General features: G+C 48.4%; 24 protein-coding genes. 13 read left to right on the top strand and 11 right to left on the bottom strand.

All coding sequences use genetic code 11. The features are described from left to right. Positions 1-59: 59 nt before the first annotated feature. The 6 genes from yaaA to Q0V82_RS09740 form a co-directional block, all read right to left on the bottom strand. The gene (gene yaaA, locus Q0V82_RS09765; RefSeq protein ID WP_297575236.1) at positions 60-824 is read right to left on the bottom strand and encodes a peroxide stress protein YaaA; all 765 of its coding nucleotides are present in this window, start codon (positions 822-824) and stop codon (positions 60-62) included. 64 nt (positions 825-888) lie between these two features. Then, a complete protein-coding gene (locus tag Q0V82_RS09760; RefSeq protein WP_297575233.1) occupies positions 889-1518 on the bottom strand; it encodes a response regulator transcription factor in 630 nt (209 codons plus the stop codon). Positions 1519-1569: 51 nt separating this feature from the next. Further along, complete coding sequence (locus tag Q0V82_RS09755) at positions 1570-3879, bottom strand: PAS domain-containing sensor histidine kinase (protein ID WP_297575231.1); 2310 nt, start codon at positions 3877-3879, stop codon at positions 1570-1572. Continuing rightward, on the bottom strand, positions 3872-4867 hold the full coding sequence (locus Q0V82_RS09750) for a 2-hydroxyacid dehydrogenase (RefSeq protein ID WP_297575228.1): 996 nt from the start codon (positions 4865-4867) through the stop codon (positions 3872-3874). The genes Q0V82_RS09755 and Q0V82_RS09750 overlap by 8 nt, the downstream gene beginning before the upstream one ends. 4 nt (positions 4868-4871) lie before the next feature. Next, entirely contained in the window at positions 4872-5129 is a 258-nt protein-coding gene (locus Q0V82_RS09745; RefSeq protein WP_297575226.1) for a hypothetical protein, read from the bottom strand. Between the two features lie 141 nt (positions 5130-5270). Continuing rightward, a complete protein-coding gene (locus Q0V82_RS09740; RefSeq protein ID WP_297575224.1) occupies positions 5271-7163 on the bottom strand; it encodes a lytic transglycosylase domain-containing protein in 1893 nt (630 codons plus the stop codon). Between the two features lie 310 nt (positions 7164-7473). Between Q0V82_RS09740 and glyQ the strand changes: the two genes are divergently transcribed. The 6 genes from glyQ (at position 7474) to Q0V82_RS09710 (ending at position 13208) form a co-directional block, all read left to right on the top strand. Next, on the top strand, positions 7474-8367 hold the full coding sequence (gene glyQ / locus Q0V82_RS09735) for a glycine--tRNA ligase subunit alpha (protein ID WP_182076293.1): 894 nt from the start codon (positions 7474-7476) through the stop codon (positions 8365-8367). 16 nt (positions 8368-8383) lie between these two features. Beyond that, positions 8384-8875 carry a surface-adhesin E family protein gene (locus Q0V82_RS09730; protein ID WP_297575219.1) on the top strand — a complete coding sequence of 164 codons (492 nt, stop codon included), beginning with the start codon at positions 8384-8386 and terminating at the stop codon, positions 8873-8875. Positions 8876-8924: 49 nt separating this feature from the next. Further along, positions 8925-10994: a glycine--tRNA ligase subunit beta gene (gene glyS, locus Q0V82_RS09725; RefSeq protein ID WP_297575216.1), complete on the top strand. Its 2070-nt coding sequence runs from the start codon at positions 8925-8927 to the stop codon at positions 10992-10994. 115 nt (positions 10995-11109) lie between these two features. Further along, complete coding sequence (gene gmhB, locus Q0V82_RS09720; RefSeq protein WP_297575213.1) at positions 11110-11652, top strand: D-glycero-beta-D-manno-heptose 1,7-bisphosphate 7-phosphatase; 543 nt, start codon at positions 11110-11112, stop codon at positions 11650-11652. Positions 11653-11772: 120 nt separating this feature from the next. Next, on the top strand, positions 11773-12510 hold the full coding sequence (locus Q0V82_RS09715; protein ID WP_297575211.1) for a 1-acyl-sn-glycerol-3-phosphate acyltransferase: 738 nt from the start codon (positions 11773-11775) through the stop codon (positions 12508-12510). A gap of 8 nt (positions 12511-12518) precedes the next feature. Then, positions 12519-13208 (top strand): M48 family metallopeptidase, encoded by a 690-nt coding sequence (locus Q0V82_RS09710; protein WP_297575210.1) that lies wholly within the window; start codon positions 12519-12521, stop codon positions 13206-13208. Positions 13209-13387: 179 nt separating this feature from the next. Here Q0V82_RS09710 and Q0V82_RS09705 read toward each other — a convergent pair whose 3' ends face one another. After that, positions 13388-13711: a hypothetical protein gene (locus tag Q0V82_RS09705; RefSeq protein WP_297575207.1), complete on the bottom strand. Its 324-nt coding sequence runs from the start codon at positions 13709-13711 to the stop codon at positions 13388-13390. Positions 13712-13980: 269 nt separating this feature from the next. Here Q0V82_RS09705 and waaC point away from each other — a divergent pair, with 269 nt between their 5' ends. Beyond that, on the top strand, positions 13981-14937 hold the full coding sequence (waaC, locus tag Q0V82_RS09700; RefSeq protein WP_297575204.1) for a lipopolysaccharide heptosyltransferase I: 957 nt from the start codon (positions 13981-13983) through the stop codon (positions 14935-14937). A 31-nt stretch (positions 14938-14968) separates the two neighbouring features. Here waaC and Q0V82_RS09695 read toward each other — a convergent pair whose 3' ends face one another. From Q0V82_RS09695 to Q0V82_RS09685, 3 genes are read right to left on the bottom strand one after another with little or no spacing between them, the layout of a single operon-like run. After that, a complete protein-coding gene (locus Q0V82_RS09695) occupies positions 14969-16291 on the bottom strand; it encodes a deoxyguanosinetriphosphate triphosphohydrolase (protein WP_297575201.1) in 1323 nt (440 codons plus the stop codon). After that, positions 16288-17544 (bottom strand): bifunctional diguanylate cyclase/phosphodiesterase, encoded by a 1257-nt coding sequence (locus Q0V82_RS09690; RefSeq protein ID WP_297575199.1) that lies wholly within the window; start codon positions 17542-17544, stop codon positions 16288-16290. The genes Q0V82_RS09695 and Q0V82_RS09690 overlap by 4 nt, the downstream gene beginning before the upstream one ends. Before the next feature lie 12 nt (positions 17545-17556). After that, complete coding sequence (locus Q0V82_RS09685; RefSeq protein ID WP_297575198.1) at positions 17557-18927, bottom strand: HD-GYP domain-containing protein; 1371 nt, start codon at positions 18925-18927, stop codon at positions 17557-17559. 221 nt (positions 18928-19148) lie between these two features. Between Q0V82_RS09685 and Q0V82_RS09680 the strand changes: the two genes are divergently transcribed. The 5 genes from Q0V82_RS09680 to Q0V82_RS09660 all read left to right on the top strand — a co-directional run bounded on the left by Q0V82_RS09680 (position 19149) and on the right by Q0V82_RS09660 (position 24185). Then, positions 19149-20237 carry an ABC transporter ATP-binding protein gene (locus Q0V82_RS09680; RefSeq protein WP_297575196.1) on the top strand — a complete coding sequence of 363 codons (1089 nt, stop codon included), beginning with the start codon at positions 19149-19151 and terminating at the stop codon, positions 20235-20237. A gap of 3 nt (positions 20238-20240) precedes the next feature. Then, positions 20241-21170, top strand: a complete 930-nt coding sequence (locus tag Q0V82_RS09675) for an ABC transporter permease (RefSeq protein WP_297575194.1) — start codon at positions 20241-20243, stop codon at positions 21168-21170. Further along, positions 21160-21936, top strand: a complete 777-nt coding sequence (locus Q0V82_RS09670) for an ABC transporter permease (RefSeq protein ID WP_297575191.1) — start codon at positions 21160-21162, stop codon at positions 21934-21936. The genes Q0V82_RS09675 and Q0V82_RS09670 overlap by 11 nt, the downstream gene beginning before the upstream one ends. A 37-nt stretch (positions 21937-21973) precedes the next feature. Continuing rightward, positions 21974-23032 carry a PotD/PotF family extracellular solute-binding protein gene (locus tag Q0V82_RS09665; RefSeq protein WP_297575188.1) on the top strand — a complete coding sequence of 353 codons (1059 nt, stop codon included), beginning with the start codon at positions 21974-21976 and terminating at the stop codon, positions 23030-23032. A gap of 100 nt (positions 23033-23132) precedes the next feature. Then, entirely contained in the window at positions 23133-24185 is a 1053-nt protein-coding gene (locus Q0V82_RS09660; RefSeq protein WP_297575185.1) for a VanZ family protein, read from the top strand. 6 nt (positions 24186-24191) lie between these two features. On the opposite strand, the gene Q0V82_RS09655 is transcribed toward Q0V82_RS09660, so the two are convergent. Continuing rightward, positions 24192-24782: a 6-carboxytetrahydropterin synthase gene (locus Q0V82_RS09655; protein WP_297575183.1), complete on the bottom strand. Its 591-nt coding sequence runs from the start codon at positions 24780-24782 to the stop codon at positions 24192-24194. A gap of 646 nt (positions 24783-25428) precedes the next feature. Between Q0V82_RS09655 and Q0V82_RS09650 the strand changes: the two genes are divergently transcribed. Continuing rightward, positions 25429-26043: carbohydrate-binding protein (locus Q0V82_RS09650; RefSeq protein WP_374758538.1), on the top strand; the 615-nt coding region annotated here is incomplete at its 3' end.

Below are 26043 nucleotides of genomic sequence, written 5' to 3'. Positions count from 1 at the left end.
TTTTTATTGTTTGGGTATTGCTTGCTGGTGGATTTTCAATAAGGTCTACAGCGATATACCTATTCGGCCATGCGGCGGAAAACCCAACGTTGCTTCTCGCTATTGCTAGCATCAAAAGCATAGCCATCCAAATCAAAATGCTTAAGATCATTGGCGTGGGTAATGGCATTAAGCGCGGCGTAACGCACCATCAGGCCACGCGCACGTTTGGCGTAGAAGCTGATGATTTTGTATTGGCCATTTTTAAAATCTTCAAAAATCGGCGTAATCACTGGCGCGTTTAATTTTGCGGGTCGAATCGCTTTAAAATATTCTTCGCTGGCCAAATTAACAATCTCTTGTTGTTCAAGCTCATTCACCGCTGCGGTAAGGGTGTCGCCCCAGAAATCATATAAATTTTTGCCGCGCGGATTGTTCAGCTTGGTGCCCATTTCTAGGCGATAGGCTTGCATCAAATCATGGGGGCGCAATAGCCCGTATAAACCCGACAAAATACGCAGATGTTGCGCCAGATAAGCATGTTGCTCGATGGAGAGCTGCTCGGCAGCCAGACCGGTATAGACATCGCCCATAAAAGCCAATACCGCCGCTTTGGCGTTATCCGGATTAAAGTTGGCTTGCCATGAGTGATAACGGCCAAAATTGAGCGTGGCTAAAGGATCGGATAGCTTCATCAGTTGGGCAATATCGGCTGGCGTTTTTTGGCGCAAGACGTCGATTAATTGCTGCGATTGCGCTAAAAAATCCGGCGTCGTCTGCGGTAAACCTGCTGGCGTGGGGCGGGTGTAATCCAGCGTTTTCGCTGGAGAAATAAGCATCAGCACAACAAAATCCTTGAGGTATTGAGTTGTAGCCCATGATTGATATGGGCTACAGGGTCATACTATATTAACGAGGTTCGACACCGGCATCGCGTAAGCGCGCAGCCAATTCCATTGCGGTTTTTACCTGCATTTTTTCTAAAATCCGCGCGCGATGCACTTCGACGGTTTTCATCGAAATCGACAAATCATCGGCGATTTGCTTATTCAAACGTCCCGTCAAAATCAGCTTCATCACTTCGCGCTCGCGCGGCGTGAGGCAAGCCAAACGCTGATCAACCGCAGTCCGGGTTTGCCATTCTTCGCGGCTGAGCTGATCTTGCGATAAGCAGCTTTCGACTAAATCAACGATGTCATTATCAGAAAATGGTTTTTCGATAAAGTCGGCCGCGCCTTGTTTGAGCGCCGCCACCGCCATTGGCACGTCGCCATGACCGGTGAGAAAGATAATCGGTGGGCAATAGTTAAACGCTTGTAGCTTATTAAATAACTCCAAGCCACCCATGCCCGGCATCCGTACATCGAGCACCAGGCTGCCGTAATCTTCTGGGCGGTAGCTGGCCAATAAGTCTTCAGCGCTGGCAAAGGTATTGACTTGATGATTACGGGTAGAGAATAACCAAGATAGCGCGTCGCGAATCGCGTCGTCATCATCCACAATGGCGATTTTTCGGGTATTTGGGCGATCAAGGTTCATAAATTGAATGCTCCTGCAGTGAATAACGATGACAAAAGAAGTACGTCGCGATTAAGGTTCACACGCCAAACTCTCTTGCGGTAAAGGCAGGGTGAAGATAAAGCGGCTGCCGCCGCCTGGATTGGCTTCAACCCACAATCGACCTTGGTGGTGCTCGATAATTGAGCGACAAATATTTAAACCCATTCCCATCCCGGTATTTTTTGTTGTGTAAAAAGGTTTAAACAATTGTTCCATTTGTTCAGGATTAATACCAGTGCCGCGATCCGCAATAATGACCGATAAAAAGCCATTATTTGCATTAATGTTTAAATCTAGCGTTCGATTGGCAATCGGCGTGTCGTGCATCGCCTCAATCGCGTTTTTCATTAAGTTAAACATGACTTGTTCCAGCATCACCGCATCGGCATACACAATCGGTAAATCACTCACTTCGCCGATACTCAGTTTGACTTGTTGCTTGGCGACCTCGGCGGCGAGCAGCGTGCGCACCGTGTCAACTAAATCGGCCACCTCGCAGGGCTTGCGGTGCGGTGCGCGGCGTTGCACAAATTCGCGAATCCCGGAAATAATTTTGCCCGCCCGTTTGGCTTGGCCGGCCATTTTTTCGATGGCTTGATCTAGCTGAGCAATATTGGGCTCGGCTTGCGACAGCACATTGCGGCAGCCAGTGGCATAGCTGGCAATAGCGGCCAAGGGTTGATTGAGTTCGTGCGCCAAGCTGGACGCCATCTCGCCCATGCTAATTAAGCGCGTGGTTTGTTGTAATTGCTCGTTTTGCTGGCGTTCACGCTCTTGGGCATTTTTAAGCGCAGTGATGTCGGTGGCGATTTCGAGCCAAACTTCTGAGCCATCGACCCAGACACTGCTACGGCTTTTAATTTGATACCAGTGGCCACGATACGCGTCGAACCATTCGGTTTCGACCGGTGCGCCTTTACGGCGCGGCATATACGGTAAGGCGCAATAGCGGCCATGCCAATCGGGAATATTAAACGCCCGATCAAACTGCCGATTGGTGAGGAGCATTTCGCAGCTGGCCGCGTCGCTCACCGAAACAGCCGCTTCTAGGCCATTGAGTACATTTACAAAACGCTCATGCGACGCTTGCAGCGCATTTCGCTCGCGTTGTAATTCAGTAATGTCGTAAATCGAGCTAATCCAGCCGGTATGCTGGCCGTCACCATCAATCAGTTTGGCGGCGTAAAGCCGCACGTCAAAGCGTTCGCCATTGGCGCGCATAAAGCGCATTTGATAACCAGACGGTTCGGCGCGACCGGACAAAATCGCCCGATACACTGCGGTGCAGCGATCCAGATCCTCCGGTGGCCAGTAAGGCATGGTTTGGCTTTGCCCCATTAAGTCTTCTGCGCTATAGCCGACCATCTCGCAAAAGGCCCGATTGATATAAATTAGGTGGCCATCCTTATCCATCGCCCGAATGCCGGTGACTAAGGAGTTTTCCATCGCTTCACGCATGGCGGTTTCTTGCCGCAATTGCGCTTCGATATTGTGCCGCTCTTTAATGTGTCGCCGCAGCGCCCACGTTGAGGCGAGCATCAGCATCGAGAGCGCAATCACCGTGAGCGTGAGTAAGTATTGTTGCCAGCTGCGTTGCTGCTGATACACCGTCGCTTGCAGCTGAAATTGATTGGGCGGCAAATCAAAGCCGATGGCTTGGCTCAGGCCGGTGGGATCTAAATTGCGGTTAAATTTGCTGGCGATGGTTTCGCCGTGTTCAGTCAAAGAAATTTGATAGCGCTGGGCAATCCACCACGGCACTTGCTGCTGCAACAGGGTATTGAGATTGAGAATGGCCACCAAAGTGTGCCGACCATGAAAATTGAGGCGAACGGGGGTGACAAAGGCCAGTAAAGGCGTTTGATTTTGCCCTTGTAACACGGTACTAAATTGGGGCGCATTATTCACCAACACCACACTGCGCGCGGCAACCAGATTGCGATGGTTTTGCGGTGGCAAGAGGTCGGGACGATTGAGTGGATGTTGCCAGCGCACTTGATTGGTTTCATCGATGTATTCCAAGCTCATCACTTCGGGGGAGTCTTGTAAAATCGATAAATAGCGGCCACTAAATTCGGCGGAGCTTAAGCCATCCGAAACAATGATGTCGGCAAGGCCATCGAGCTGGTGCTGCAGATTATCCAGCCGATTTTTGAGCGCTTGCTTTTGCCACAATAGGTCTTGCTCTAGGGTGCTGGTGATCGTTTGGTCTTCTTTGTGCGCGGTTTGGATTAAAAACAGAGCAAAAACCAAGGCAAACAAGGCGGCGGCAAACGGGGTAATGGTGAGCAGCCAACGAGAAATCGTCGGCTCCTCGACACGGAACTGCTTTTTAGGCACTGGCTTTTACCTCGTTGCCAAGGGGGCGTTGCTGGATAAAGTCATCGATGCTTTGCAACACAGAGTGGGCAATATTGTCGAGTGCTTCGGTGGTTAAAAAGCCTTGATGCGAGGTAATCACCACATTTGGAAACGTCGTTAAGCGCGCCAAAATATCGTCTTTGAGCATGCTGTCTGAGAGATCCTCAAAGAACACCCCTTCTTCATGCTCATAAACATCCAGCCCCACCCCGCCAACATGCCCTGATTTGAGTGATTTAATCAGTGCCAGTGTATTAATCAAGCCGCCACGGCTGGTGTTGATTAAGACGACGCCCGGTTTCATTTGCGCCAGCGTGGTCGCGTTAATCATGTGGTGCGTGGTGGGAAATAGCGGTGAGTGTAAGGAAATAATATCGGCACGCTTAAATAGTTCTTCTTGCGTGACAAACTCACAATCCACAGCGCATTGCGCCGGGGGATAAGGATCATAAGCGAGCACTTGGCAGCCAAACCCGCGCGCAATGCGCGCCGTGGCCAGACCGATTTTGCCAGCGCCGACAATGCCAAACGTGCGGCCGTGTAAGTTAAAGCCTTCTAAGCCATCAAGGGTAAAGTTGCCATCACGAATGCGGTTAAAAGCACGGTGCGTTTTGCGAACCAAAGTCAGTAGCAGCGCAAACACATGTTCGGCTACGGCTTCGGGCGAATACGCCGGGACTCGCGTGACGGTAATGCCATGTGCGGCGGCGGCGTTTAAATCCACACCATTAAAGCCCGCGCAGCGCAAGGTAATGAGTTTGACGCCAAGCTGGGCGAGCTGAGCGATGGTGAACGCATCGAGCTTATCATTCACAAACGGACAAACCACGTCAAAACCCTGTGCTAAGGGGACGGTTTTGGCGTTGAGCCTATCATCAAAAAAAACGATGTCATGATCGAATTGAATATTGGCCGCATTGATCGCGGTCTTGTCATATTGCTTGCTATCAAAGACGGCGATCCGCATCGGTTTAGTCCTTAAAGTTATGCGTCACGGTGGCGTTCAGGTGAAAGCCTTGGTAGTGATAGCCATTTAATTTCTGGGCCAATACATCGCCCAGCGTATGTGGCGCTTCAGCTGGATATTGCACTAAGGCGATGACATTACGTCCAGCGCCTTCGCTGACGGTAATTTCAGTCGGAATCGGTGCGCCCAATTGCTCGACCAAGAGCGCAATCACATCTTCGCTGCGCGTTGCAGGAGGGAAGTTACCAATAATAATTTGCATAATGAATCACCTTAATTTTAATGGTTGGTCAGACGAACAGGAATGTGTAATAACAACTTTTTTCTTGGCGTTAGTACCGCATGCTTGCAGTGCTGCGTCGAGTCGATAAGCCAAGCCAGATCGACTCGATGCGTGATGTTTTTATTGTGCGGCAGGCACCTTGGCTAAGCGATGGCTGAGTTGCGTCGGGCTGTCTTTAAAATAATGCGCGTAATGGCTGGCATTACTCAGCACTTTTTTAACGTAATCGCGAGTTTCACCAAACGGAATGGTTTCGATATAAATCGTTGGGTCTAACTCGCGATCGGTACGCCATTTTCTGGCATTGCCTGGGCCGGCGTTATAGCCTGCGGTGGCTAAAATCGCGTTGCCGTTAAAGTTCTCTGCCCAATAGGCTAGATAGTAAGCGCCCATTTGCAGATTGCTGCTGACGTCGGTAATACCGGCGGGGCTAAAGTCGCTGATTTTCATTTTACCGGCGACCCATTTGGCGGTATTGGGCATCAATTGCATTAAGCCTGCTGCGCCAGCGCTGGAGCGAATATCGCTGATAAAGCGACTTTCTTGGCGGATTAAGCCATAAACCCACGCCGGATCTAAGCCTTGCTCTTTGGCGGCTTGCTCGGTTTCTTCGCGATACGGTGTTGGGTAGCGCAGCGTAAAGTCATGTATTTTTTGTGTGCGCTCGGCGGTATAAATACTGCGGTCATACATTTTATTTTTACGCGCTAATTCCGCTGCGGCCAATAATTGCGCGTCGCTTAAGCCTTGCATGGCGTAATTCCATTCGCGATTGGCTTCAACTCGCCAGTTTTGTTGATTCAAGCTCAAAGCACGCACCACGCCGGGTAGGGCGGCAACGGTATTGATGTCTTCGGGTTTGCTGGTATAGGGCGCGCGTGATTCTTGCAACATGGTGCCGAGTTTTTCTTGGGCTAACAGACCGTAATAATCAAAACCATCGGCTAATTTGAGGTAAATGGCATTGGCGGCATTGGTTTTGTTTTGTGCCTCATAGGCGCGTGCTAGCCAGTAGCGATAGGTGTTTTTATCTTGCGTTTCAGTTGGGAGTGCTTTGATTCGGGCTTCTATCGTTGGCCAATCTTCGCTACGCAGCGCCGAGCGCACAAACCACGCTTGGTCTTCTTCTTCCAAATCATTTAAATCGGCTTTGCCCAGCCAAACCGAAGCGCTCGGATGGTGGCGGCGTGCTGCGGTGAGTCCCAATTGTTGCCACGCAAAACGTTGATCGGCGGCGGCCATTGTGGGGCTGAGCTGTTCGATGAGTTGTGCTGCTTGTGCCGGGTTTTTTCTGCCAAGTAGTTCCAGTGCATACAGTTGCAATTCAAGATTGGCGCGACCGGCGGCGTTAAGCTGCAGCAATTGTTTGTCAGGCGCGCTATTGATCGCGGCGATGGTTTTGGCGGAAAACTCGCTTGAGCGATTAACCCGCATCGCCAATTGCCGGGCAAAGTCAGGACGATTGCCGGCCAAAGCTTGGCGAATCCGCCACCATGCATCGTCTTCATTGAGCGTGCCGTTGGCAAATAGGGCGTCAAAAATGGGATTACACGCTGCCGATTGCGGTTTGCCACTAAACCACAGTGCTTTATTGCTGCTTAATGTTGAGTTGTCGTTACGCGCCAGTGCCGCTTGCGTTTTGAGGCACTGTAATTCAGTGCTTGGCGCGTCGATTTTCGCGTATTGCGCTTCAAAAGCGGGCCAAGCTTGGCGGCGGGCTAATTCTTTAATCCAGTCATCACGAAAACGATTGGCCAGTGGCGTGTTGGCGTAGCGATTTAAAAACTGATTGGCATCGTCTTCGCTGATTTGTTTTGTTTGTAGTGTCAGCCAGTAGTAATTTGGATACATTTCTAACGGCTTGCCCTGATTGCTATCGCTGATTTGGGCGATGCGAGGTAGATCGCGAGCCCGAACGGCTTCGCGCAGTTCATCCAAATCAATATTGGCAAAAGCGCTGGCGCTGAGTAAGAGATGGCTACTGATAAGTAGGGTAACTGAGAGTGCGCGCATAGTTAAGCCGTTAAAAGTGGCGCGATTGAGCGCCTAAAAAGCTTAAGCATAACAAGAACGCCGACGCTCTGGCGCTGTTATCGGCAATATTTCTGAGTAAATGTGTAAGAGATCATCATTTGCGGCGCGGCGGGCTCATTTTGGGATTGCGATTGACGGGGCTGTGGCGGCAAAGGCGTGACTTTTTGCTGGCCAAGGGCGCAGTGAATTTGTCACGCTGCGACGCTCATTGCGAGCGAGCTGCCACGATGGTGGCAAAAACAGGTAGAATTCATTGATTAAAAGAACTGTGCCGTGCGCCAAGAATCCTATGCTGACTTTTCAGGAAATCCTTCTCAAGCTCCAAACCTACTGGGCTGGGCACGGCTGTGCCTTGCTGCAGCCTTATGATATCGAAGTAGGGGCCGGAACCTTTCACACCGCCACCTTTTTGCGCTCCATCGGCCCAGAGCCTTGGAATGCCGCTTATGTGCAACCTTGCCGCCGTCCCAAAGATGGCCGTTATGGTGAAAATCCAAATCGTTGCCAGCATTATTACCAATACCAAGTGGTACTCAAGCCATCGCCGGACAACATCCAAGAATTGTATCTAGGCTCATTGCAAGAGCTGGGTATCGACACCTCAGTGCACGATGTGCGCTTTGTTGAAGACGACTGGGAAAGCCCAACTTTAGGCGCTTGGGGTCTGGGTTGGGAAGTTTGGCTTAACGGTATGGAAGTCACGCAGTTTACTTACTTCCAGCAAGTGGGCGGTCTAGATTGCAAGCCGGTATTGGGCGAGATCACTTATGGTGTCGAGCGTCTAGCGATGTACCTGCAGGGGGTAGATAGTATCTACGACATCGTTTGGACGGTGTACCCGAATGGTCAAAAAGTCACTTATGGCGATATTTATCATCAAAACGAAGTCGAGCAATCGATTTATAACTTCGAGCAATCGAATGTGCCGTTTTTGTTTGATCAATTCAATCATTTTGAATCTGAAGCCAAACGCTTAATCGATGGTGGCTTGGCCTTACCCGGTTTTGAAATGGTGATGAAATGCTCGCATATGTTCAATTTACTGGATGCGCGTGGCGCGATTTCGGTGACTGAGCGTGCCGCATATATTGGCCGAGTTCGCAATCTAGCGCGTCTGGTGGCGCAAGCGTATCACGACAGCCGTGAAGCCTTGGGCTTCCCAATGTGCCAATTGCCGGAATAATCCACAGGGGCTCGCCATGTTGCTTCGTTGCAGTTTACTCAGCGCCGTATTGCTATTGAGTGCTTGCGATAAGAAATTTAACGAAGGCATGAAAGGCCCCGTTGCCGTGCCTTATGCCAACGCAGACTGGCGTAGTTATGGCAAAACCGCAGATTTTGAAATGCTGGTGGATGCCAATTCAGTCCAGCATGATCCGCAATATTCCGAAGCCAACTACACCTTTGTGTGGATGTTGCAGCGGTTTAATACCGATCAAAACGACGAAGTCGGCCAAGGGCAATATCGGCTGAAATATACGCGTTCAGCGATTCATTGCGATTCTGGCCGTATGGCAGGCGTGGCCGTGGCTTTACACGATAGCGAAGACGAAGAGCTCGCCCGTTATGATGTACCGGGATTTCAGTGGGAATTCACTGATCCGGCCAAAGACAGTTATGGTGCTGATTTTATTCGGCAGGTCTGCAAAATCATGAGCGACAAAGACGCCGCGCCGCAAGATGATGCCTAGGTGGTAGTCAACAGCCCGCTGGGCGATGAACTTAAAAAAGAGAAACAGCATGAACCCAACACTGCTTATTGAATTATTAACCGAAGAATTACCGCCCAAAGCCTTACCTAAATTGGGTGCGGTGTTTGCTGAAAGCATTTTTGCTGAATTACAAAAAATGGGCTTTGTGCCTGCAGATACGGCCTATGTTACGTTTGCCAGCCCACGGCGTTTGGCCGTCAGCATTCCTAATGTCTCGGCAGTGCAGCCTGAGCAAGCCATTGAAAAACGTGGTCCAGCGGTTGCCGCTGGTTTTAAAGACGGTCAGCCAACGCCGGCTTTATTGGGTTTTGCGCGCTCTTGTGGCTTGACGGCCGACGCCGTCAACAGCTTAGAAAAACTGCACGATGGCAAGCAAGAAGTGTTTGTTTTCCGCATGAGTAAACCCGGTCAAGCCTTAAACGAAGTGCTCGCTGGTATTGTGGCTGCGGCATTAAAAAAACTACCAGCGCCAAAATTAATGCGCTGGGGAGATCGTGACGGCCAATTTATTCGTCCGGTACATGGCTTGATGATGTTGCACGGCGAGGCGTTGATTGCTGGGCAAATTTTGCACCTGAGCTCACGACGCAGCACGCTAGGGCATCGCTTTTTATCTAGCGGTGAGCTGGTGCTGTCTAGCGCTGACGATTACGCGCGAATGCTCAAAGCGCAAGGTTATGTGATTGCTAGCTTTACTGAGCGCCGCGCTTTAATCGGTGAACAATTGCAAGCGGCCGCTGCGGCACTCAATGCCACGATTGCTGCTGATGATGCGTTGTTTGACGAAGTGACTGCCTTGGTGGAATGGCCTGTGGTGTTAAAAGGCGGCTTTGAAGCTGAGTTTCTCGATGTGCCGCAAGAATGCTTGATTTTGACCATGCAGCAAAATCAAAAATACTTCCCGCTGCTCGATGCCAATGGCAAATTGATGAATCAATTTTTGCTGGTATCGAATCTGCAAACGGCTGATCCTAGCCACATTATCAACGGCAATGAACGTGTGTTGCGCGCGCGTTTAGCCGATGCGCAATTCTTTTTTGAGCAAGATAAAAAAGCCAAACTCGATACCCGCGTCGGCAAGCTAGCCAATGTGGTTTACCACAATAAAATTGGCTCGCAACTGGAGCGCGTGCAGCGCTTGGAAAGCATTGCCGGTGAAATCGCCAAATTACTCGGTGCCGACGTCGGTAAAGCCACACGTGCGGCTTACTTGGCCAAGGCTGATTTATCGACCGATATGGTCGGTGAATTTCCTGAGTTGCAAGGGATTATGGGGCAATACTATGCCGTGCATGATGCCGAAGATACGAATGTAGCGTATGCGATTGCAGCCCATTACAAACCTAAGTTTGCGGGCGATACCCTGCCAGAAGGCGCGACAGCACAAGCGGTTTCTTTGGCTGATAAACTAGAAACCTTAGTCGGTATTTACGGTATTGGCTTGATCCCAACGGGCGACAAAGATCCATTTGCATTACGCCGCGCAGCGCTGGGTGTATTGCGGATCTTGCTCGAACAACCACTTGATTTGAAAGCATTGCTCAATATTGCTGAAGCCAGCTTCCCAGCGGGCTTGATTAAAGCCGGCACGGTGGAGGGTGTGTACGGCTTTATGCTTGAGCGCCTGAAAAATCTTTTGGCGGCGCAATACCCTGCGGCTGATATTGACGCGGTGCTGGCCAAATCATTAACGCGCTTTGACGACCTCACGGTGCGTTTGGCAGCGGTGGCTGAATTTAAAGCGCTACCTGAAAGCGCGGCGCTCGCTGCGGCAAATAAACGCATTCGCAATATTCTGAAAAAAGTCGAAGGCGATTTGCCGGCCTTAAATGCCGCTTTAATTGGCGCAGGCGCTGAACAAGCCTTGTTTGCTCAATTGCAAGCTTTGCAACCGGCGGTTGAAAGCGCTTTGGCGGTCAACGACTTTACCAGCGCACTGAAACAATTGGCGGCATTTAAAGCGCCAGTGGATGCCTTTTTTGACAGCGTGATGGTGATGAGCGACGATTTGGCCGAGCGTGGCAATCGTTTAGCATTGTTGTCGCAACTGGCTGATTTGATGAATCGCGTCGCCGAATTGTCATTGTTGGCCGACTAAATCCTGAAGGCGGATTGATCGTGCTACTGCGCGTTTGATCCGCTGATTTTATTGGTCTTATTCGTCGCGGATGACGAAAATCTCGCTCGCATATGCAAGGTTAAGGATGCAAAAAATGAAACTCTTAATTTTGGATCGGGATGGCGTCATCAATGCAGACAGTCCTGATTATATTAAGTCGCCCGAAGAGTGGCTGCCGATTGCCGGTAGTATCAATGCGATTGGTGAGTTAACCCGTGCCGGCTGGACTTTGGTGGTCGCGACCAACCAAAGCGCCATTGGTCGTGGCATGATTGATGTGGCCACACTCAATCAAATTCACAGCAAAATGCATAAAGCGGTGCATCACGCTGGCGGTCATTTGGACGCAGTTTTTTTCTGTCCGCATGCGCCAGATAGCGGCTGCACTTGCCGTAAACCGGCGCCGGGCTTGATTTTAGATATTGCCAAGCGCTTTCGTGTTGATGTCAAAGATTGCTATATGGTCGGTGATTCACTGCGTGATTTACAAGCGATTGCGACAGCGGGTGGGCGAGCTATTTTAGTCCGCACCGGTAATGGTATGAAAACCGAGTTGCGCGGGGATTTACCCGAAGGTACTTTGATTTTTGATGATTTGGCTGCGGCAGCCAATTGGCTCATGTATTCGGCAGATTAAGCGCCTGCCGCTTGTGCGACGCGCTGTGCCGCGTGGCGCAAGCTTTCGCTTTCTTTTTACTCGTGCTGATATTGCGAGTTTGATTTTCCATTCTGCTTTTTTTTCGCGAGTTTACGTTACATGATCTGGTTGCGCTCTATTTTGTACTGGTTGCTACTCATTATCATTACGCCGGTATTTACCGTGATTGCCATTGTGATTTTGCCGCTGCCAGCCGTGATGCGAAATCGAATTATTCGCTGGTGGTCGGTGATTTTACTCAAGTGGTTATACCTCACTTGCGGACTTAAATTTCGGGTTGAGGGTGCAGAAAACATTCCCGAAGGGCCAGTGATGATTATGTGTAAACATCAATCGGCGTGGGAAACCATGGCGCTGCAATTGATTTTCCCGCCGCAAGTGTGGGTGATGAAACGCGAATTACTTAAAATGCCATTTTTTGGTTGGGCTTTGGCAACTACCTCACCGATTGCGATTGATCGCGGCCAGCGCGCTGCCGCGCAGCGGCAATTGATGGAGCAAGGTAAAGATCGTTTAGCCAAAGGTTTGTGGATTGTGATCTTCCCAGAAGGGACGCGAATTAAACCCGGTGAGCGTGGTCAATATAAACAAGGCGGCGCGCGCTTGGCACTGGATTTGAATGTGCCAATTGTGCCGGTGGCGATGAATTCGGGTGAGTTTTGGCCGAAAAACTCCTTTTTAAAGTGGCCGGGAGAAATCACGGTTCGCATTGGTGCGCCGATTGCTTCTGAGGGTAAAAAATCCTTAGCGCTGATTAAAGAAGTCGAAAACTGGATCGAAGGGCAGATGGACGAAATCAGCGGCCGTGGCCCGTGTTTTGAGCAGAAAAAAACATAGGTATTCACTTGCAGTGCATATTTAAAAATAGCTCTGGCGATATACCCTATCAAGTGAAGCGTAGCTCGCGGCGGCGTAGCATTGGCTTGAAAATTGACGCGCAGGGTTTAACGGTGATTTTGCCGCAAAGTGCGGCCGAGCGTGAGGCCGAACGAGTGATCCAACTCAAGTTAGCTTGGGTGCGCGCTAAATTGGCCGAACGGCGCGATGCGCCAGCACTCGTGCCACCGAGCTTGTGCTGGGGGATACGTGTGCTGTATCTGGGCGAATCATTGGTGTTGCAACCGGCTTTACGCAGCCAACTTAGCGCTGGGGTGTTGTCGCTGTGCGCGGCCAATGAAGCCAAAATTGCCCCAGCTTTAAGCCGTTTTTATCAACGTGAAAGCCAAGTTTATTTTGCTGGGCGACTGGCATTCTGGTCGGCCAGTATGGCGCTGCAACCCAGAAAATGGCTGCTGTCATCGGCCAAAACCCGCTGGGGCAGTTGCACTGCGGCGGGTGACATTCGCTTGAATTGGCGCTTAATGCAAGCGCCAGCCAGCGTGATTGATTATGTGGTGATTCACGAATTGGCGCATTTGGCACAAATGAATCATTCCGCTCGCTTTTGGGCGATTGTCGCCAAGGCTTGCCCAAACTGGAAAACCGAACGCGCTTGGCTCAAGCAACATGGCGCTGCGCTGCTAGCTTGGGCTTAATTTGGCTTTGCAGTTTTAAAAGCGGACTTAGCCTCATCACTGCGCCGCGCGCATCTGCGCGGGTTTTAGCATTCAACCCTCGCCAATCCTCTGATCATCTTTCATTTCATTGTTTTAAATTGAGTTTCGAAGTGCCGCCGCTCGCCGAAAAATCAATGACGCCAGACCTTATTGACTGACTATTTCTTTGTGAGTGGTACGACCTCTGTGAGTGGCATGACCTCTGTGAGTGGCATGACCTCTGTGAGTGGTACGACTTCGACGTTTGCTTGTGGTGTAGGGCTTGGGGCATTGCTCGCAGGCTTAGATGCACTCATTGCGTCTATTGCCATACCCCCGGCAGCAACCGTTCCCGTTGCCACCATTTTGGTCGCATCATAGGCCAGACCAACGGCGCTGGTGGTCACGCCAACGGCAACTGAGCCGACTAAAGCGGCGGTCGTCACCACGGCGCAGCCATTGAGCAATAAGGCCAAGCAGAGCACGGCGGGTAATTTAAACACTGGGTATTCCGCTATCGTTAGAAAGGCATGGATTGTCGGCGACTTGGCGCGATTCGTCGAGATAAAAAAGCATTCAGTTAAATCATGCATGGGAGTAGATATTGCTGGGTAGATCTGGTTTAATCCATTGCGATTGATTTTAATGCTCGCTGCTTAAATAATTGGCGACGATGCTTTGCTAAACAATAATGGTTTTTTATTTAGCGATTTAATCGAATTTATTGAGATTCCCCGTTTTTGTTTTTGTAAAATTAAGCATTTAGGTAAGAATGAAAAAAATTCTGATTGCAAAACTCACCTCGCTGGGTGATATTTTATTTGTCATGCCAATGATTAGTGATATCCGGCATCATTTCCCGGATGCACAGATTGATTGGGTGGTGGATGCGCAATTTGCTGAATTACCAGCGATGCATCCGGCAATTAATCGAGTGATTGCCGTGCCTTTGCGCGGCCATAAGCGTAAATCAATCTGGCAAAATTGGCATGGTATTCAATCGGCAATTAAGCAATTGCGTCTTGAACATTATGATGTGGTTTTAGATTGTCATGGGATGATTAAATCGGCTTTATTGAGTCAAGTGGCTAAAGCCAAATTAATTATTGGGCCGCCCGATTATCGTTTAGGTGAAAACGCCGCGCGCTGGGCTTATCATCGGCAAGTGGTGCCTGATGCCAATTTGCCCGCAGTCGCTTGGTATCGCAGTTATGCCGCATTAGCACTGAATTATTCAATTGAAACTGAAATCGATTTTGGTTTGCAAGCCGATGAATGCTTACCGAGCTGGCTGCCGGCCAATCGCCCGTATGTAATGTGTTTTCATGCTGCATCCAAGGCCGAAAAAACTTGGCCAGTGGCGCAATGGCTGGCGGTATTGCAGCCCCTAGAACAGCAGGGCGTGATGGCGATTTTGCCATGGGGCACCGAGGGCGAATATGCGGTGGCTCAGCAATTGGCGGCGGGATTAACGCTGGCGATGGTGCCGCCTAAATTGACCATTGCACAGATTGCCAGTTTGATTCGCCATGCCGACTGGTCGATTGGGGTGGATACCGGCATGACGCATTTGGCCGAAAACATGGGCCGTGCCACCATTGCCCTGTATACGCAAACCGATTCGGCCAGCTATCACCCGGTATGGAATAGCCAAGCTTATGCTTTGGGTGGGCAAGGGGTGGTGCCACAAGCGAAGCAAGTGTTGGCCATTATGGGTATTGCTGCCTAAGCCATGTATTTAATGAGTTAGGCGGCAATACCTATCGTCCCATGCCGCCGACTTGCTGTGCTAAATAAGTGGCGTAGTTGTCGGTCATGCCGCCGATAAAATCCAGTACTCGGCGGTAGGCTTCGATTAAGGGCCATTCTTTTTTCGGCGCGTTGTAATCCATTAAATCAAGCACTCGGCGCATGCGAAACGGCATTTCTGCGCTGACGTGTTGCTCGTAGGCCGCGGTGCAAAAAGCACTGAGTAAGATTTCTAAGCAGGTAAATGAGCCGACTTCAATTTCAATTTTGCGTCGTTCGTTAAAAATTCGGTCGCGCGCCAGTTGCTTGGCTTCGGCCAGCCCCAATCGCATGCTCGGCGGGCAATCATTGAGTAAATCGCCTTGGTAAGTGCCAGCCATAATCCGGTCATAGTGCGTCATAAAGGTGGCGGCCACATCGCGAATACAGCGATCAATGGCTTTGCCGCGCAGTAATGAAATTTTGCGCCGGGTGGATGGCGCAGCCGCGACTTCGAGTTGCAACAGACTGGTTTCGCCGCCGCAAATCTTCATCAATAGCGGCTCAACCGTTTCATACGGCAGTGTGCCGATTTCAATGCCGTCTTCTAAATCCAAAATGGCATAGCAAATATCGTCGGCCGCTTCCATTAAATACGACAGCGGGTGGCGTGCCCATTTATTGGCTGCGATTAAAGGCAGGCCAAGCTCGGCGGCGATGTGTTCTAAGAGATTCAGCTCGGATTGATAGCAGCTAAATTTGCCTTTTTGTCCAGCATCTTCACTCGTCCACGGGTATTTGAGCGTGGTGCCCAGCGTGGCGTAGGTGAGGCGCAGGCCACCGTCAAAACGGTGGTTTTCGAGCTGGGTAATGATGCGAAAACCTTGGGCATTGCCCTCATAAGTCATCAAATCGCGGCGCTCGGCAGCGGTGAGCGTTTGCATTAAATACGCTTGCTCGGGGCGACGAAACCAGTCGCGAATGGCGTATTCGCCCGCGTGACCAAAAGGGGGATTGCCGATGTCGTGTGCCAAGCACGCCGCTTGTACAATGCCGCCCAAATCATAAGGACTAATTTGGCTGGGGAGCTGTCCTTGCAATTGCTCGCCGATGAGCACGCCTAAACTGCGACCGACGCAAGCGACTTCAATGCTATGGGTGAGGCGGGTATGGACATGATCGTTTTCGGTCATCGGATGCACTTGGGTTTTGCGGCCCATGCGGCGAAAGGGCGAGCAAAACACAATACGGTCGTGATCTTTATGGTAATTGCTGCGCCCGGCTTCAAAGTCGGGTAGGCGACCGTCTTGGACTCCCAGACGGTTGGCCGAGAGGAGTTGTTGCCAGTTCATCATGCGGCTTGCTCCATAGATTGGATATAGGTTTTAAACGCCGAGAGCGTTAATGGGCGGCTGTAGTAAAACCCTTGTATCGTATCGCATTGATGACGTTGTAAAAATGCAGCGCTTACAGCGTCTTCGACGCCTTCGGCGACGACGGTTAACTCAAGACGATGTGCGAGTTCAATGATGCTTTGCACAATGGCGGCGTCTTTGTCGGAATGGGCCATCGATTGAATAAAGCTGCGATCAATTTTAAGCTCATCAATCGGTAGCCGCTTTAAATAGGACAAAGAGGAATAGCCAGTACCAAAATCGTCCAAAGACAGCAGGCAGCCCATCTGTTTGAGTTGCTCTAATTGTTTCAGGGCGGCTTCAATATCGGCGATTAACGCGGATTCGGTGATTTCTAACACAAGGGTATTGGCTGCTATGCCCCATACTTCAAGCGCGTTGGCGATATACATCGCTAAATTTTTGTCGGCTAAATTACTTGGGCAAAGATTAAGACTCATACTACCGCGATAACCTTCGCTGCGCAGCACGGCAAATTGCCGCAGACCCGATTGAATAACCCAGCGGGTGAGCGTGTCCATTAGCCCCAGATGTTCGGCGACTTCAATGATGTGATCGGGCGGTACTTGGCCTAAGACTGCATCTTCCCAGCGCAATAAAATTTCACAGCCGATGACTTGCTGCGTTTGGCTATTGATTTGCGCTTGAAAGGCTAAATGAAAGCGATTTTGTGCCAGTGCCTCCCGGAGCGGTGCTTCGAGCCGTGCCAGTTGCTGGCCGAGCCAATCGCGGCTTGGGTCATAAACGCCAATTTGGTCTTGAGCAAAATCCCGTGCCGCGATCCGCGCAGAGTTGAGTAAATCTGGCATGTTTTCGCCATGCTCTGGGTAAATGGCAATGCCAATATGCGGATGCAAATGCTGCTGGGTTGCAGGCGCTTCACTTAATAAATACTGCGCACGATTGGCGGCCAATAAGGCGTGGCTGATTCCGGCGATATTGGGAATTAACAAACCCAGCGTTTGATGGTCAATATGAAATAATTGATCGTTGTCGCGCAGCATGGCGCGTAAAGCAGCGGCCATTTGCGCGACAACGGCGCTTTGTTTGGGGCGGTGAGGGCGATGGCGAACTTCGATATGCAAAATTCCGCAATAACGCCCGCTATCGGTGTGGGCGAGCGCGACCTTGAGTCGCTGGATGTGGCGAGTTTCGATCTCGTTAAGATCATCAACAAAAGCAGTTGTTGGCATCGGAATCAATTGTTAATCCAAAAAAAACTCACGGGGATCAATTTGATGCGCTCCACGCGGCAATTCTCGGCGAATATTGATCGGCAAACCACTGGGCAAGCTTGGATTGGTAATCAAGTCAAGGCTGTGCGGTTTGGCATAGGGGTGTTTGTCTGGCCCCAAAATAATCAGCAGTTTGGGTTTGAGGCGACGCACGCGGTTTTGGCCGATGACAATGCCCACTTCACCGGTCGATAGCTCGACCAAAGTACCAACGTGGAAAATCCCCACGCATTGTGAGAACTGCTCAATCAGTGCCGGATGAAAATAGCGTTCGCTCCACTTGTACATCAATTGCAACGCTTCATGCGCTGATTTGGCGTTGGAGTAACTGCGATCACTAGTGAGCGCGGTAAAACAATCCACAATGCCCGCCATACTGGCAAACATGCCGATGCGCTCGGCTTTGAGCCCCAGTGGATAGCCGCTACCGTCAAAGCGTTCATGGTGGCGCGCCACCATATCAAACACATCCAGCGGAATGCCTTCCATTTGCGACAAAATATCTAAGCTGTGATTCACATGCGTTTTCATCAGCATAAATTCGCCCGGGGTATAACGCCCCGTGCGGGTTAATAATTCGGGCGGCAAGCGCATTTTGCCCACGTCGAGCATTAAACCGGCCATGCCCAAGCTTTGTAATTCGGCGCGCGGATAACCCAAGTGACGACCAAAAGCGAGTAAATACACCGCCGAATCAATCGAATGGGCGTAAGTATATTGATCGCGATCTTTCAGTTGCGTTAGCCAAAGCAGCGCATTGGGATTGCGAATAATTGAGCCGACTAAATCGGAAACGACTTCATTAATTTCTTCAACGCGTGGCTGCAAGTCCTGGCGCACCGCCTCCATTAAACTAAGCACCAAACGCTGTGCGGTTTGATGCGAGCTGCTGGCGGTTTTGATTTCTTGTTCAACTGCAGCAGTGTCATCGTAAATGACAATCTCAGTGCTGAGCGATGGATCTTTGCTGGGCGGGTCGGCGCTATTGGATGATTGCTGACGCCAGTTTGAAAATAGTCTACGCAGTTCTCGTAGAATATTTAATTTTTCCTTACGCTGCTCTTCGTGAGACGCCGCAGAAATTAACGGGCTATGCTGAGCATGTCGGTGAGATTCGTGGATTGTTGACGGTGCGAGTAAACACGTCCACTGCGCAATCCCGCCAACAGAGCGATTCAGATCTAGCGTAATGTGTTCACAGTGATCATGGAGTAATTCGATTTGCTGCTGACTTTCAATTAAAAAGCCTTGCATTAAAAACGGCGTATCCAGCCAAGGGCGATCCAGCTCGCTGACGAAGTGCCCTAATTGTAGCTTGACAACAGGAATACGAATTTCCACTTACGAACCCATGCCGGCAGAGATGAACTGAGCAATTATATGCGTTTTGCATCCATTGCTTGCTGGATTCCTGCGAAAACCGTGTTTTTGCTGAAATGCTGCTGCCACAATGCGACATTTGTTGTCAGCATGGCTTTATTTCATCGATATCGATGCAGTATTGGTCGCCCCTCTGGGCGTTATCTTGTTAAAATATAGGGCTAATTGTATAGAGGATGATCATGGCATTGCTGGAGATCCGTGATGTAGTAAAACAATTTGGTGATTTTACTGCAGTGAACCACGTGAGTTTGTCCGTTGAAGCGGGTGAGTTTTTTACGCTATTGGGCCCATCGGGCTGCGGAAAAACGACGCTATTGCGGATGTTGGCGGGTTTTGAACAGCCCGATTCCGGTGAAATTATTCTGGATGGCGTCAATGTCGCGGGAGTTCCTCCCGAGAAGCGCCCGGTGCATACCGTATTCCAAAATTACGCTTTATTTCCACATATGACCGTGGCGCAAAATATTGCTTTTCCACTCAAAATGGCCAATGTGCCCAGTGAAGAGTTAAAACAGCGCGTAGCGGAAGTCTTAGAAGACGTGCAATTAACGCCTTTTGCTCAGCGTTTTCCGCATGAAATGTCGGGTGGCCAGCGTCAACGCGTTGCCATTGCCCGCGCCTTGGTCAATCGTCCGCGCTTACTATTACTCGACGAGCCTTTATCGGCATTAGATGCCAAATTGCGCGAAGAAATGCAAATTGAATTAATTAATTTGCAAAAAGAAGTCGGCATTACTTTTGTGTATGTCACCCATGACCAAGGTGAAGCTTTAGCCTTATCGCATCGAATTGCGGTGATGAATAAAGGGCAAGTAGCGCAGTTGGATGTGCCAGAAGTAATTTATAGCCATCCGAAAAGTCGCTTTGTGGCTGATTTTATCGGGCAATGCAATTTGCTCGACGGCACGATTGTAGGCATTGGCCATGATCGAATGCAAGTTGAAATTGCGGGCGTTGGCATTGCCGAAACCTTATTATTGCCTGATGCAAAAGTGGGTCAAAAAGGCACGCTCACTCTTCGCCCAGAAAAAATCAAACTTGCCGCGAGTTTGCCATTGGATGTGGCCGATGAAGTGCATTTCAAAGGCAAAGTACACGATTGCTTATATTTGGGTGACGTGACGATGTATGTCATTGAGCTAGAAAATGGCATTTTAGTCGAAACCATGTTGCCGAATTCTGCGCCAGGGCGAGCAAAATTCTTTGATGATAATGATTTGGTTGAATTGGCATGGCGTTATGACGCTGGCCATTTTATTTTGAGTTAAGCGATGGCGAAGAATAAATCACTAGGCCGTTGGTTAATTTCAGGCCCACCTTTATTATATCTATTGATATTTTTTGCTATTCCCACGTTAATTATGGCGTTTGCCGCATTCCGTTTTCCGGGGGATTACGGTGGTTTGCTGCCATTCATTGATATCAATCCAGAGAGCGGTAAAAATGAATTACTGATTCATGCCGGTAATTGGCAGGAATTTCTCACATTTGAAAATTTCTCACGGTTTTTTGAAGATACGATTTATGTTGAGTTGTTTATTAAATCGTTCTGGTATGCCGGTATCACAACGCTAGTTTGCCTTTGTATGTCTTATCCATTGGCATGGTTGATTGCACGCAGCCCAAAAAAATACCGTGATTTATTAATTTTGCTGGTTATTTTGCCGTTTTGGAGTAATTTTTTAATTCGAGTTTATGCTTGGATGATTATTCTTGGTCCGCAAGGTTATTTTGCGATGACGATTAATCAAGGCTTAGCACTAGTTGGTATTGCACCGATTCAATTGATGTACAGTCATTTTGCGGTGATTGTGGTGTTAGTTTACGTTCACTTACCATTTATGGTCTTACCTTTGTATGCCAACCTTGAAAAACACGATGTCGCCTTGCTCGATGCCGCACAAGATCTAGGGGCATCGGGCTGGCGGCGTTTCTGGAAAATCACTTGGCCGCTATCCCTCCCCGGGGTATGGGCAGGTTCAGCCTTGGTATTTATTCCTGCGCTGGGCATGTTTGCAGTGCCTGATTTACTTGGTGGTACCGATGGCATGATGATTGGTAATTTAATTAAACAGCAATTTTTAGATAGTCGTGATTGGCCATTTGGTTCGGTGCTATCGATAATGCTGACTTTAGCAGTATTGATGATGGCGGGTCTTGGCATGATGATTGGTCGAGGGAGGCAGCGTAATGCACTCTAAACAATCTAAATGGCTTTGGGCTGCGGCAATTTTTGTCTATGGCTTTTTATATGTGCCATTGATTATTGTCGTTGCTTATTCATTTAATGATTCAAAGCTGAATGCAGAATGGGTTGGTTTTACCTTTAAATGGTATGGCTTATTGCTTCACAATGAGCAAATGCTCGTGGCTGCGCGTAATTCACTCATTATTGCCGTGGTGACCAGTTGCTGTGCCACCGTGCTGGGTACTTTAGCTGGCTTAGCAATGCATAAATACAAGCTGCGTATTTTGCCGATTTTGGTGCTGACGCCGATTGCAATTCCTGAAATTTTAATGGGTGTTGCTTTATTGATCTTCTTTGTGATGCTCAATATGACATTAGGGCTGGTCTCGGTTACTTTGGCACATATTGCTTTTTGTATCGGCTTTGTGGCCATTGTGGTTCGGTCGCGTTTGCAAGGGATGGATGAAGCATTGGTTGAGGCGGCGCGTGATTTAGGAGCTAGTCCAATTCAAGCGTTTCGCTTGGTGACGATGCCTTTAATTATGCCGGGTATTATTGCTGGCGCTTTAATGGCATTTACTTTGTCGATTGATGATTTTGTGATTACATTCTTTACTGCGGGTGCCGGTGCATCCACCTTGCCATTGCAGATTTATTCAATGATTCGGATTGCGGTAACGCCGGAAGTGAATGCCATTTCGACCTTGCTGATGCTGCTCACGCTGACGTTGATTTTGATCGCTAGTAAAGTAGCGCCCAGTGCGTTGCGGGCTAAATAATTATATTTAAATACCACTGAATTTGGAGTCTTCAAAAATGAAAAAGCTCTTTCTGGCGTTAATGATGGCGGCGGGTGTTGCACAGGCCGAAGATGTTTTGCATATTTATAATTGGAATAACTATCTTGCGCCAGAAACAGTCAAACGTTTTGAAGCCAGCTGCAAATGCCGTGTGGTTCAAGATTATTACGGCGCAATGGAAGAGATGTTGGCCAAACTATCCGCTGGAGCCAAAGGCTATGATATTGCGGTTCCGACTGGATTTGCGATTCCACCATTGATGAAACAAAATTTATTGCAGGGTCTAGATTTAGCCAAAGTACCTAATGTTAAAAACATTAACCCTGCATTTATGAATAGTAAATTTGATCCTGGTAATAAGTACTCATTGCCTTATTCATTTACCACTACCTTATTGGGCTACAATCAAAATAAATTGAAAGAATTAGGCATTAACCCCGATTCATGGTCACTTATTTTTGACCCAGTAATTTTGGCTAAAATTAAAGGCAAAGTAACCGTATTAGATGATAGTCGTGAAGTCTTTGCTGCCGCGTTGATGTATAACGGTTATTCAGCCAATTCAGTTAATCCAGATGAGCTGAAAAAAGCGCAAGAAACCATTATTAAAGCCAAGCCATATTGGGCGGCATTTAATGGACAAAGCTATATTAAAGAGCTGACTGTCGGTAATATTTGGGTGGCTCATGGCTATTCTAGCGATATGTTTCAAGCTGTTGCCGATGCAAAAGCGGCTAAACGCCCATTTGTAGTGAATTACGGTTTGCAAAAAGAAGGCAATACCATGTCGGTGGATAGCATGGTGGTTCTTAAAAATGCACCACGCCCTGATTTGGCGTATAAATTTATGAATTTCATTGCAGAAGGTAAAAATGCGGCAGATTTAACCAACTTGATTGGCGTTGGTAATCCTAATTTGGCCGCTGTTCCGTTCGTGAAAGCCGATATTAAGTCAATTCCATCGGTATTTCCTGATGCGCAAGCGATGAAAAAATTGCAGCAGCTCAATGCCTTAGAGGGAAAGCAATTGCGAGAACTCAATAAATTGTGGACCAAAGTAAAAACGTCTAAATAAGTGCTATCAATATACCGGTTAACCTAGTTAGCCGGTATATTAGCTCTCTATGCCATCTATTTCTTCCATTCGCTTCTTAGCAAAAAAAAACAAACCTACCATGGTTTCTCCTTTTTTGTTTGCTGTTTCATTACTTCTCATTTTGATTGTCAGTTTGTATCCATTGAGTGGTTGGCGCTTTACGGGTGAGCCGATCACGGCTTTTTATACCTATCCATTACCCTATTATTTTACTGTATTTGATAATGCGATTAATATCTTAGCTTATATTCCATTGGGATTAAGTGCGGTGTTTTTCTTGCGTCGCTATCGTTTAGCTTTTTTTTATGCGACGTGTATTGGCTTTTTGGTTTCAATGAGTATTGAATTTGCACAGCAGTTCTTGCCGAGTCGCGTCGCATCCAATATGGATATAATGAGCAATACATTGGGTGGCTTTTTAGGTGCGATTGCGGGGGTTGTATTAAGTCATCGTTATTTTTTACGCCAATGGCTACAATTTCGCCATGATTATTTAGCACCGAGCGCCGTTGCTGAGTGGGGACTTATTTGGTTGGCCTTATGGTTTGTTACTCAATTTGATCCAAATTTGCCATTTTTAGGTGTGGTTGTGATGCCGCAAGGTTTGCCGCAACCATTTGTTTCACCAATTAAAAACCCGGCGTTATTTTTAAGGTTATTAGAGGGCGGCGGAATGATGCTGCATTTATTGGCCGTTGCTTTGTTTGTATCATTATTAGTGCGCTATCATCGTTATGCTCCCCGTGCAATTACGGGGGTATTGTTATGCGCTGTATTGCTTAAAATGGGCTTTGCGGGGATGTTATTGCAGCCGGAACAGTTTTTTGCATGGATTAATTTAAATATTGCTTTGGGTGGTATTGCAGGGATTGTATTTTTGGCGGTTTTTTTACGTTTTAATCGACGCTTGCGTGCATTGGTGGGTTTTTTGGCTTTATGCTCGGTCAATATAATTGCTTATTTATGGCCTTTATCGACCAATAGCAATAATAGTTTAGATGCGTATAAATGGAATTATGGCCATTTGCAGCATTTTAATGGGATGTCGAGTGCGATTGGCGATATTTGGCCTGTGGGCGCAATGCTATTTTTATTTTATTTTATGCTATTTGCGCCCGAAGATAATGATTAAAGTGCGCTACACCTGTTGAGGTATCACTGGATTATTAAATTGAACACCAGCTAATAATTTTTCATACATTTGGGGGTCGTGCCATTCGCGCTGGCATTGCTCAGAAAAAATCACATCACTGAGTTTGATGTCACCCATGCGTGGATTGTAGGCGTCATGTCGAAACGCTTGCGCGTAACCGGTTTCAGTTTCGTGTGCAATGATTGAATGCAGCCGCACATCACTTTCGCCATTGGCCATCATGGTTTGCTGCAAAAGCTGATCGATGATGACAAAAAACACCCGAGCAAATTGTTCGGCAGAGGGCGACACCGGCATTGAAATCCAGCGCGCTGAAAAGGTTTGGCAAAGTTGGATGTATTGCGCATCATCTTTATCCCAAAAACAAATCGCATGATCAAATGCATCAATCACATCTCGAATAGTGCCTTTCATTAAGCCAAAATCGTAGACCATTTGTCCATTGTCGAGTGCATCGGCTTCTAGCAAGACCTCCACTTTATAGCTGTGACCATGAATCGAAGTACGGCAACGCTCAGACGAGCAGTTGCGGACGATGTGCGCATTTTCAAATTTGAATAATTTACGAATCAACATATTAAGTGACCAATGAGTGAGCTTTATTTTGTTTCTAGATGATATCGCATTTGAGCAATGCGAGATCTAGCTTTTGATCATGACAATGCGCTGTGTGATACCTATTTCATCGCCCATGTAAGCATTTTGATTGACAGTTATTCTGTGTTTTTTTGCAAGAATTTTGAAAGTTAATCAGTTGTTGTGATTGTGATGATTTTTTTAATTTATAAAATCTGTCTGCAATTTGCCGCAGGTGCTATGAAGCATTTTACGATTTTAATCGCCATATTTGTTTGCTTTAGTTACATAAGGCATCGCTTATTTTTCGTTGTACTTAGTGATGTTGTTTTTTTATTTTTTATAAATCAATGGCTTATTGTCGATTTATTGCGTTGCGGGGCTTTTTCGTCTTTCTGGTTATGTAGTTTTATCACTGCGAAGTGACGTGACAGGCGATCGGTATGGTTTTGTTGTTGTTTGTCGTATTGACAATAGAATTCGCTTCAGTATTAATCAGTAATGTCGAAGTGAACCTCGTCATTGTAGGTTGACTGAGCAAGGGTAAATATCATGATTCTTACAAATTGATAACAGCCCCGTGCGATGGATAGGACCATTTTTTCTATCGCATGAATGCCAATTAATAATATAGGAGGAGACATCAATGTCCCATATCAATCGTATTGCTCTTGCCGCGTTACCTGCTGCGATTGCAATGATTTCAGTGAATGCAATGGCTGCATCTGCATGGAATAGCGCCAGTGTTTATGTTGCTGGCGATGTTGTTACTTATGCAAATAAAGATTACAAAGCCAAATGGTGGACTCAAGGTAATGTGCCTGGTGCCGATCAATGGGGTCCATGGGAGCTACAAGCGACGGGACCCACTGTTGCGCCAACCAGCACACCAAGTACCGCGCCTACTGCAACGCCAAGTACGGCACCGACAGCATCTCCGACAGCGCTGCCAACGGCTGCGCCGGGTAGTTGTACTTATGCCGCATGGAATAGTGCCACCGCTTACAATGGCGGTGCATTGGTGAGTTCAAATGGCCGTAACTATAAAGCGCAGTGGTGGACGCAAGGTAATGAGCCATCAGTGAATGTGGGCTCTGGCAAACCGTGGTTAGATTTGGGTCCATGTGCTGGCGCGACAGCGACGCCAACATCGACTCCGACAGCAACGCCAACCGCGACACCAACAGCGACATCAACAGCGACACCAACAGCGACACCAACAGCGACGCCAACAGCGACGCCAACATCGACTCCGACAGCG

The sequence above is a fragment of the uncultured Deefgea sp. genome, assembly GCF_947072475.1.
GTDB lineage: Bacteria > Pseudomonadota > Gammaproteobacteria > Burkholderiales > Chitinibacteraceae > Deefgea.
This window is presented reverse-complemented; position numbering and strand designations above follow the sequence as displayed.

What these genes read in the sequence shown, in the direction of transcription:
- Q0V82_RS09760 (WP_297575233.1), bottom strand. Translation starts at nt 1,518, where the DNA reads ATGAACCTTGATCGCCCAAATACCCGAAAAATCGCCATTGTGGATGAT.
- Q0V82_RS09750 (WP_297575228.1), bottom strand. Translation starts at nt 4,867, where the DNA reads ATGCGGATCGCCGTCTTTGATAGCAAGCAATATGACAAGACCGCGATC.
- Q0V82_RS09745 (WP_297575226.1), bottom strand. Translation starts at nt 5,129, where the DNA reads ATGCAAATTATTATTGGTAACTTCCCTCCTGCAACGCGCAGCGAAGAT.
- Q0V82_RS09740 (WP_297575224.1), bottom strand. Translation starts at nt 7,163, where the DNA reads ATGCGCGCACTCTCAGTTACCCTACTTATCAGTAGCCATCTCTTACTC.
- glyQ (WP_182076293.1), top strand. Translation starts at nt 7,474, where the DNA reads ATGCTGACTTTTCAGGAAATCCTTCTCAAGCTCCAAACCTACTGGGCT.
- Q0V82_RS09730 (WP_297575219.1), top strand. Translation starts at nt 8,384, where the DNA reads ATGTTGCTTCGTTGCAGTTTACTCAGCGCCGTATTGCTATTGAGTGCT.
- glyS (WP_297575216.1), top strand. Translation starts at nt 8,925, where the DNA reads ATGAACCCAACACTGCTTATTGAATTATTAACCGAAGAATTACCGCCC.
- gmhB (WP_297575213.1), top strand. Translation starts at nt 11,110, where the DNA reads ATGAAACTCTTAATTTTGGATCGGGATGGCGTCATCAATGCAGACAGT.
- Q0V82_RS09715 (WP_297575211.1), top strand. Translation starts at nt 11,773, where the DNA reads ATGATCTGGTTGCGCTCTATTTTGTACTGGTTGCTACTCATTATCATT.
- waaC (WP_297575204.1), top strand. Translation starts at nt 13,981, where the DNA reads ATGAAAAAAATTCTGATTGCAAAACTCACCTCGCTGGGTGATATTTTA.
- Q0V82_RS09695 (WP_297575201.1), bottom strand. Translation starts at nt 16,291, where the DNA reads ATGATGAACTGGCAACAACTCCTCTCGGCCAACCGTCTGGGAGTCCAA.
- Q0V82_RS09690 (WP_297575199.1), bottom strand. Translation starts at nt 17,544, where the DNA reads ATGCCAACAACTGCTTTTGTTGATGATCTTAACGAGATCGAAACTCGC.
- Q0V82_RS09680 (WP_297575196.1), top strand. Translation starts at nt 19,149, where the DNA reads ATGGCATTGCTGGAGATCCGTGATGTAGTAAAACAATTTGGTGATTTT.
- Q0V82_RS09675 (WP_297575194.1), top strand. Translation starts at nt 20,241, where the DNA reads ATGGCGAAGAATAAATCACTAGGCCGTTGGTTAATTTCAGGCCCACCT.
- Q0V82_RS09670 (WP_297575191.1), top strand. Translation starts at nt 21,160, where the DNA reads ATGCACTCTAAACAATCTAAATGGCTTTGGGCTGCGGCAATTTTTGTC.
- Q0V82_RS09665 (WP_297575188.1), top strand. Translation starts at nt 21,974, where the DNA reads ATGAAAAAGCTCTTTCTGGCGTTAATGATGGCGGCGGGTGTTGCACAG.
- Q0V82_RS09660 (WP_297575185.1), top strand. Translation starts at nt 23,133, where the DNA reads ATGGTTTCTCCTTTTTTGTTTGCTGTTTCATTACTTCTCATTTTGATT.
- Q0V82_RS09655 (WP_297575183.1), bottom strand. Translation starts at nt 24,782, where the DNA reads ATGTTGATTCGTAAATTATTCAAATTTGAAAATGCGCACATCGTCCGC.